This window comes from Stenotrophomonas pictorum JCM 9942 (assembly GCF_001431585.1).
In the GTDB taxonomy this organism is placed as follows: domain Bacteria; phylum Pseudomonadota; class Gammaproteobacteria; order Xanthomonadales; family Xanthomonadaceae; genus Stenotrophomonas; species Stenotrophomonas pictorum.
The window spans coordinates 1-7,396 of sequence record NZ_LLXS01000019.1 but is presented as its reverse complement, the minus strand read 5'-3'; the positions used below and the strand labels follow the sequence as shown (position 1 = coordinate 7,396).

8 protein-coding genes are annotated in these 7,396 nt (G+C 61.3%); 5 read left to right on the top strand and 3 right to left on the bottom strand.

Annotated elements, in window-relative coordinates; translation table 11 throughout:
* Positions 1–78 precede the first annotated feature (78 nt).
* Together ARC78_RS07785 and ARC78_RS07780 are read left to right on the top strand one after the other, a co-directional pair.
* Positions 79–1,254 carry a hypothetical protein gene (locus ARC78_RS07785; protein WP_054658982.1) on the top strand — a complete coding sequence of 392 codons (1,176 nt, stop codon included), beginning with the start codon at positions 79–81 and terminating at the stop codon, positions 1,252–1,254.
* The gene (locus tag ARC78_RS07780) at positions 1,251–3,362 is read left to right on the top strand and encodes a hypothetical protein (protein ID WP_057506041.1); all 2,112 of its coding nucleotides are present in this window, start codon (positions 1,251–1,253) and stop codon (positions 3,360–3,362) included. The genes ARC78_RS07785 and ARC78_RS07780 overlap by 4 nt, the downstream gene beginning before the upstream one ends.
* On the opposite strand, the gene ARC78_RS16600 is transcribed toward ARC78_RS07780, so the two are convergent.
* Genes ARC78_RS16600 through ARC78_RS16595 form a run of 3 tightly spaced genes read right to left on the bottom strand, consistent with a single transcriptional unit; the run spans position 3,339 to position 4,929 of the window.
* A complete protein-coding gene (locus tag ARC78_RS16600; protein ID WP_054658979.1) occupies positions 3,339–3,575 on the bottom strand; it encodes a hypothetical protein in 237 nt (78 codons plus the stop codon). The two genes, ARC78_RS07780 and ARC78_RS16600, sit on opposite strands and share 24 nt — an antisense overlap.
* A gap of 4 nt (positions 3,576–3,579) precedes the next feature.
* Positions 3,580–4,089: a hypothetical protein gene (locus ARC78_RS07775; RefSeq protein ID WP_054658978.1), complete on the bottom strand. Its 510-nt coding sequence runs from the start codon at positions 4,087–4,089 to the stop codon at positions 3,580–3,582.
* Between the two features lie 15 nt (positions 4,090–4,104).
* Positions 4,105–4,929 carry a hypothetical protein gene (locus ARC78_RS16595; protein ID WP_145974298.1) on the bottom strand — a complete coding sequence of 275 codons (825 nt, stop codon included), beginning with the start codon at positions 4,927–4,929 and terminating at the stop codon, positions 4,105–4,107.
* A gap of 328 nt (positions 4,930–5,257) precedes the next feature.
* Between ARC78_RS16595 and ARC78_RS07765 the strand changes: the two genes are divergently transcribed.
* The 3 genes from ARC78_RS07765 (at position 5,258) to ARC78_RS16590 (ending at position 7,255) form a co-directional block, all read left to right on the top strand.
* Entirely contained in the window at positions 5,258–6,166 is a 909-nt protein-coding gene (locus tag ARC78_RS07765; RefSeq protein WP_054658983.1) for a DNA-processing protein DprA, read from the top strand.
* A complete protein-coding gene (locus ARC78_RS07760; protein WP_054658977.1) occupies positions 6,147–6,779 on the top strand; it encodes a hypothetical protein in 633 nt (210 codons plus the stop codon). The genes ARC78_RS07765 and ARC78_RS07760 overlap by 20 nt, the downstream gene beginning before the upstream one ends.
* 149 nt (positions 6,780–6,928) lie before the next feature.
* Positions 6,929–7,255, top strand: a complete 327-nt coding sequence (locus tag ARC78_RS16590) for a hypothetical protein (protein WP_145974297.1) — start codon at positions 6,929–6,931, stop codon at positions 7,253–7,255.
* Positions 7,256–7,396: the final 141 nt, after the last annotated feature.

Sequence of the window (7,396 nt, the reverse complement as noted above, 5' to 3'; positions counted from 1 at the left end):
GGGCGGGGGCGGGATGGGCCAGTTTGGTAGCGAGGCTGGCAGCTGGTTCAGTGATCCGTCCCTGTGGAGGACTTCGTAATGGCAGGCTGGCAGGACTTCGGAAAGCTGCTCGGCGGTGGCGTCAACACGACCGACGCGTATCAGCGCGGACAGACCAAGGCGGCGCAACTGGAGCAGCTGATCGCTGACGCCAAGGTCAAGCGCAGCAAGGCGGCCGCACTCGACAATATGGCCGGTGCGCTGGTGAAGCTGGACATGCCGGCTGACCTGGCCACAGTGCTCGCGGCTGGCTACAACCCCGAGCAGCTGTCCGGCTACATGGGCGATGTGCAGGCGCAGCGCTTCCGCGGCGATGCGGCCTCGCGCGCGCTGGCCGGCGATTGGGATGGCGCCAATGCGGCACTGATGGGCGTGGCCAGCGGCCCTCAGCAGCTTGCCAAGGTCGAGGGTCAGAATCTGCTGGATAACGTATTCCTTACCGGCGGCGGCGGGATCACGACCACGGATCAGGGCCTGGCCAGTATCCGTCAGCACGATGCCTCCGCCGCCGCCTCGCGCGCCAGCGCCGCCAACAGCTATGCGAGCGCCGATGCGACCCGCCAGCGCCTTGGGATCGCCCAGGCGCAGTTCGACCTGCAGCGGCGCGGGCAGTGGAATCCGGGCGGGAAGCCGGCCGCCGGTGCGAATGGAGCGGTCGGCGGTGCTGCGGGCGGCGGAATGAATGGCCGGCAGATCGCGGGCACCTCCATCCAGCGTGAAATGGTCCTCAATCAGGTGGCGGCGCAAACAGGCGTGGCGCGCTCTGAAGTGAACCGACTTCTGGAGGAGGGGGATCCTGCGCGCGGCCTGACCGGCCCGCAGGCCGTGGCTGACTTGATGAAGACCAAGGGGGAGCGATTCTTCCAGGGAAGAATTCTCGGCAATATCCCACTGATCTCCGAATGGGCGAATCAAGACTCATCGCCCTATAGCGAGGGCGCTGCGCGCGGCCAAGCCATGATCAACGACCCGACTGGACCCATCACCAATTCCGACGTCGAAGGCGCGCGCGTAACGGTCCCCAACTTCCGGCAGCCGATTGGTGTGCAGTCCAACTTGGTTGAATCGCTTCTGCGGTCATCGATGCCGGCTGCAGGCGATGTGCTCTCTGGAGCCGTGCCGACACCGGGAGCTGCGCCGGTCCAGCGCGCCACCAACCCGACCACGGGCCAGATCCTCGAACTCCGTAACGGCCAATGGGTGCCCGCACAATGACCACGCCGCCGCTTCCTCCGGGCTTCGTCCTCGATCCGCCTGCACGGCCGGCCGGCGGCTTGCCGCCATTGCCCCCGGGCTTCGTGTTGGATTCGAGCAGCAGCGGGCCGATCACTGACATCCCTGCGGTGAACGCCTTGCCGCCCGATTTTTCTGACGTTGCCGGCAACGTGGCCAGCACCGAGGATCAGGTCATGGGCGATGGCTGGAAGCCGGGGTTCCTGCGGGATGTGGCGATGGGTGGTCGCTCCGTGCTGCAGGGGGCCGGCTCGCTGATCGGGGCCTTCGGTGGCGATGCCCTGAACTACGCCATCGCCAATCCCATCGAGCGAAGCCTGGGCGTGCAGGAGTCCGGATCGTACCGGGATACCGGTGCCTGGCTGGCTGACAAACTGAACCTGCCGAAGCCGCAGACCTCCACCGAGCGCGTCTACAACGACATCAACGAGGCGTTGACCGGGACCGCGCTCACGCTCGGCGCCGGCGGCCTGATCAATGCCGGCCGATCTGCGGCGGCATCGCCCACGGTGGCCAGCCGTGTTGGCGACTTCCTGACGGCGCAGCCGGCGCTGCAGGCGGTAAGCACTGTCACGGGCTCCGGTGCCGCTGGCGCAACCCGTGAGGCTGGGGGTGGCCAGGGTGCTCAGTTGGCGGCCGCTCTTGCGGGAGGGCTGGCCCCCAGCGCGATTACCGCCGGCGTGCCGATGGCATTGCGTGGCGGGTTTCGTGGCGGCGAGAAGAACCGCCAGAACCTTTCAGCCGCAATCGACGATTTCAGCCAGCTCGGTTCCACTCCTTCCATCGGCCAGGGCACTGGCAGCTGGATGCGTCAGGGCGTGGAGACGTTGCTGGCTGGAGGCCCGACTTCGGGCGGCGTGATGGCTCGATTTGGAAAGCGGCAGGGCGAAGAGATCGGCTCCGGGCTGGAGGGTTTCGCCCGTCGCATGTCCAACGATCCGACCGCCGAGGGGGCTGGCCGCGCTATTGAGCAGGGCGTCGATACGTACACTGACCGCGTACGGAGCATTCGCGGGCAGCTCTACGATCGCGTTGATCAGCATGTTCCGGCTGATGCGCCGGTCGCGCTGGCCAGGACGCAACAGGAGTTGCAGAGACTGACCGCGCCGACGCCCGGTGCATCCAATACGACGGGCGCAATGATCAATCCCGAGCTGAAAACGCTGGCGGATAACATCGCAGCGGACATCGCCGCAGCCCAGGCTGCTGGTGGCACGGGCATTCCCTATCAGGCGGTCAAGGACATCCGCACCAAACTGGGGGAGGATGCGTTCTCGTTCACGCTATCGCCGGACAAGCCCACCGCGCAGCTGCGCAAGGTTTACGCCGCCCTGACGGATGACATGCAGGACCTGGCCAGGCAGGCCGGTCCGAGTGCGGAACGCGCCGTGCGCAAGGCCAACAAGTTCTATGCGGACAGCCGCGAGCGACTGGAGTTGTTGCAGCGCGTGGTGGACAAGAACGGCGGCCCGGAAAAGGTATTCCAGGCAGCAATCGCCGGCACCAAGGAAGGGGCCACGGTGCTTCGTCAGGTTATGGGATCGCTGCCCAAAGAGGCGCAGCGGGACGTGACGGCAGCTGTCATCAAGCGTATGGGGCTGGCCAATCCCAGTGGGCAGGACACCGCGGGCGAAGTGTTCAGTGCGGCCAGCTTTCTGACCAACTGGAACAAGCTCAGCCCGGAAGCGCAGCAGACCTTGTTCCACCGGTATGGGCCAGAGATGAGCGAGAACATCACCAAGATTGCTCAGGTCGCCGAGCGCATCAAGGAAAGCGACGGCATACTGCGTAGCACATCGGGCACGGGGCCGAACGCAGTGGCTGCGGGCTATTGGGGGTCGCTGGGGCTGTCGCTGCTGTCGGGCAATATCCCGGTATTCGCGAAGCTGGCGGCAGCTGGTGCTGGTACGAATGTGATCGCCAGGGTGATGACCAATCCGAGCGCTGTGCGCTGGCTGGCGAGAACGACCGAACTCCCGGTCGGGGCGCTGCCTGCGCAGCTCAACGTGCTGAAACGAATTGCAGCGGAGAGCAAGGACGAGGACGTGGAGGAGTTCGCTGCTGCTTTAGAAGAGGCGGCTCAGGAATGAGCTGAGGTCGAACATCAAGGAGATGAGTAGTAGCGGCAAAGCGACGAGGGCCAATCCACCCAAGCCAAGCAGGGCGTAATGGCGTAGGCGAGTCGGATTTTCCCGCTCCAGGCGATCCAAGTTGGCCTCGGCGCTCATGCGCCTAGTAAGCTCACGGGCTTCAGGAGTCACTTCGTGCTTGTCCCACGGAAAGCGATCTTTGGTGGTGTTCATGGCCTTACCCGCCGATGTTGTTGCACAGCAAAAAGTTGCTCTTCAGTTGGTCAATCATCCTTGACGCGTCTCCGCCGCCACTCAGAACTTCCTGCAGGTCGTCCCGGGTTGCGTGCGATACGGTCAGCAAGGACGTGCACTCGCATACTTCGGTGACGCCCCCGCTATTTGACCTCACGAAGCTGTTGGCAAGCGGCGCGTTTGTCAGCAGCATCAGCTTGCACGCCTTCACCCCGTTGTCGAATAGCCTCAACGGGCCCTCCACATCGGCAGTCGTCGCTGGCCCTTGCCTGCTACTGAAGAATGGGGTGCTGGTGTTCTGTGCTGCCACCTGGGCAGTCGACACCAAGAGTGCCAATCCGAATCCGATCCCGCGGCAATCCATGACTACTCTCATCCCCACATACCGCCGCGCCCAGTACCCGAACTTGCCCCGGACGTACTGACCGACAGTGGTGGGGACGATCTCGGCGTCTTGGATGTCCTGGCCATTGGTGGCCTTCCAGTCGGGCATGACAGGTTCCTTCTCTCAGCTGCAAATTCCAGAGGCCGACGATACAGCGTCTTCGTAGTCGTCGGCTGCAGACCTGACGTCACGTGCCTGCCGGGCGCAGTCGTCGCCCAGATCGCCCCAAGATGCGCACTTCGCCAAGTTGTTTGCGGCATCCGCAAGTTGGCGGGCCTTGTCTGCAGCTTCTTGGCATTCGGCGGGGGCGGACAGCCGCTGTGACGAAGCCAAGGCGAAAACTGGTGTCGGCAGATAGGCAGGCAGCCCCGCCCATGCTGCGGAGATTGCACCCACCCATTGAGCCGGAGGCAGGGTGTTCTGTATCTCCTTAACTCGGCCTTCGATCAGTGCGAACTTCCTGTCGAATTGCTGATCGGAGGCGCGGAGCCTCTGGCCGAGCTCCTGGACTGCAATCAGTGCTGATTCCCTTTCAGCCATTGCAGCAGATGCTCTGATTGCAGCATTTGATCCTTCGGGCGTAATACCTGCGGGGTTCAAGTAGTTGGATTGCGGGCTGCCGTAGTTACGCCAACTGGATGACGGTAGTGACGTGGCCGGAGCTGGCGCAGCGGCCGGTGCGACATAGGCCGGAGCGGTGTAGGCACTTGAGCGACCAAGGCGCCCAATACCGTATGGATCGACGGTTCCCAGCTTGCCGGTATAGGGGTTGTAGTTCCCGCGGGTCGAATAGTTGTCCGACCTGCTCGAATTTGGAGCGGAGCGATAGTGTGGCGCCACGTAGGTGCCATCTTTCCGGGTGTACCCCCTGACTCGCACTCCGCGAGCTTCGGCGAGTGAGACGAACAACATGGCGCAAAGCGCCAACAGCACCGCAATGGCTTTCATCCGAGTAGCCCCCTATCCCTGATGGCGGCAGGATAACAGGGCTTCGGATGCGGCGGCGGGGAGGGGAGAATCTGCCAACTTCCTGTTTTTGCGAAGATCTTCGGGCAGCCCTAAGGACCAGCCGAGGGCATCTTAGAGTTCAGGCGGGAACTTGCTCTTGTGGGAGCGATGGTCGACCATAAGGAACCACGGCATTGTCATGGTCCTCGCCTTGGCTTGTCGGGCACCTACGACATGGTGAAGTCCCTCCAGTATTGAACTGGATTCCTTGCAGACAGGATGTTCAAGCGAGGCCTTTATGTTTGTTGAGTCCACGCCCCAACTCGCTATGAGTTCCGTTTTCGATCAGTCGTTGTTTGCTGCGCCACCCATAGAGCTCCGTCGCGAGATGGCGGCGTATGAATCGCTGTGGCTGCAGCAGGGGGCTTGGTTCAAGGGCGTCGCACAGCTATTTGCCGACAATCCCAACCGCGTGCCCTCTGAGCTGGTGCCTGCGGCGACGGTTCGAGACACTTGGAAGAGATTGCTTGAAGAGGTAGGGCAGGAGCGCCTGAAGTCGGTCGGCGTTCGCGTCCATGGCGCCGGTGAGTACCCCGCAAAGTTGCGAGAGGCAGATCACCCGATAGAGCTTCTCTACTATCGCGGTAATTGGGAGTTGGTCGATACGCGTGGCGTGGCCGTCGTAGGCACTCGCAATCCAACTCCGGAGGGCGCCGCAAATGCCACGCGTATTGCTCATGCGCTGGTAAGGCGCGGGTTCACAGTTGTGTCGGGTCTCGCGCGAGGTATTGACTCGGCCGCGCATCGCGGGGCACTGGAGGCTGGTGGTAGAACCATTGCAGTCATCGGTACTCCGCTGTTCGATTACTACCCGCGTGAGAATGCTGATCTGCAGGAGAAATTGGCAAAGGAACACCTGGTCATTTCCCAGGTTCCGTTCTTGCGCTACAAGCAGCAGCACTACAAAGCCAATAGCTTGTTCTTCCCCGCGAGAAACGTAACGATGTCAGCCCTCACAGAGGCGACTGTCATTGTTGAGGCGGGGAACACTTCGGGCACACTGGTGCAGGCACGGGCAGCGCTTGCACAAGGGCGGAAGCTTTTTATCCTCGATAGCTGCTTCAGGAATCCGAGTCTCAGCTGGCCTCGAAAGTATGAGGAGCAGGGTGCGATTCGGGTCAGGAATATCACCGAGATCATGGAAGCTCTGGGTAAGCATGCGCCTACAGAAGATTGAACCGCGTCACTATGCCTGGCTCGACCCGAACGACCAATGTCTGTATTACGGCGACTACACCAGTGGCGGCGGATTCGAAGCTAGTGATACGAATCGGCAGATTTTGAATCTGAAGAAGAAGCCCACGGCAAAGCAGGGTGAGCTGTACTACAAAGAAAAGGCAGTGACGTATTGGGGGGCTACCCTCCGAAAGTTATTGACGCTTGAAAATACCCAGGCAGGGTACACATTTGTTCCGATGCCGGGCTCCAAGCCGCTCGGGCACCCTGAGTACGATGATCGAATGCATAGGGTCTTACAGCACATGCGCGCGGGAATTCAGGGCGTTGATGTCAGGCCATTGCTTAAGCAGGTAAAAGATCGGGCCGCGCAGCACGAGGGAGCCGGTCGAATGAGTCCTACCGATCTGTGCAAGACACTCGCGGTGGATCACTCGCTGATCCCACCGCCAGTGGCGTCCACTATCGTGGTTGTCGATGACGTGATCACGATGGGGGCCTCCTTCGCTGCTGCGAAGAGCATGTTGATGCCCCTTCCGAATGTCACAAGGGTTGTGGGCGTTTTTCTCGCAAAAACGATTTGGCAAACCCCGGATTTCGATGACGACTTCTAGCGCGATTTCCACTGCCATTGGCACGGCGTAGACAAACCCCGCCAATCGGTGGGGTTTGTCGTTTAGGGCTTGGGCTTCTTGGCCTTCCGCTTCTTCTCGGCGGCAGGTTTCGGTGGCACCATGCCCCGCCTCGAAAAGGAAATGTAGGGATGGGAAAAGAGCTTAGAAAAGTCAGGGCGTTTGAAGCTGTCGTCAGCGATATCAATGGCAGCGAGCCACCTGTCATCGTAGTGGATGACTCAGGCGATAAAGCAAGAAACCAGATTTCTGCAGATAGGGCCGTTGTTGACTCTAGAAGTCTTGGGTGGTCAACGGTCGAACTGTATGGGTCAGAGCCGGATTTCCTGGTCAAGACTCCTGATGGTCGGGAGGTGGTGATAAGTGATGAACACCCGTCCTACAACTACATGGCGAGAACGTTTGATCCGCTCTTGAGGCAGATTGACGAAGTGCGGCGTAAAGAAACTGAGGATTGATTACTGATTGTGGGTAGCCACCACAGTAAGAAAACCAAGCCCCGCTCCGGCGGGGTTTTTCTTTGCCCGTTGAACCCCCTCCCTGCCAGCTCAGCATGTCCCAAACCAACCGGGACAGGGCATGGTAATCCCCCCATTAAC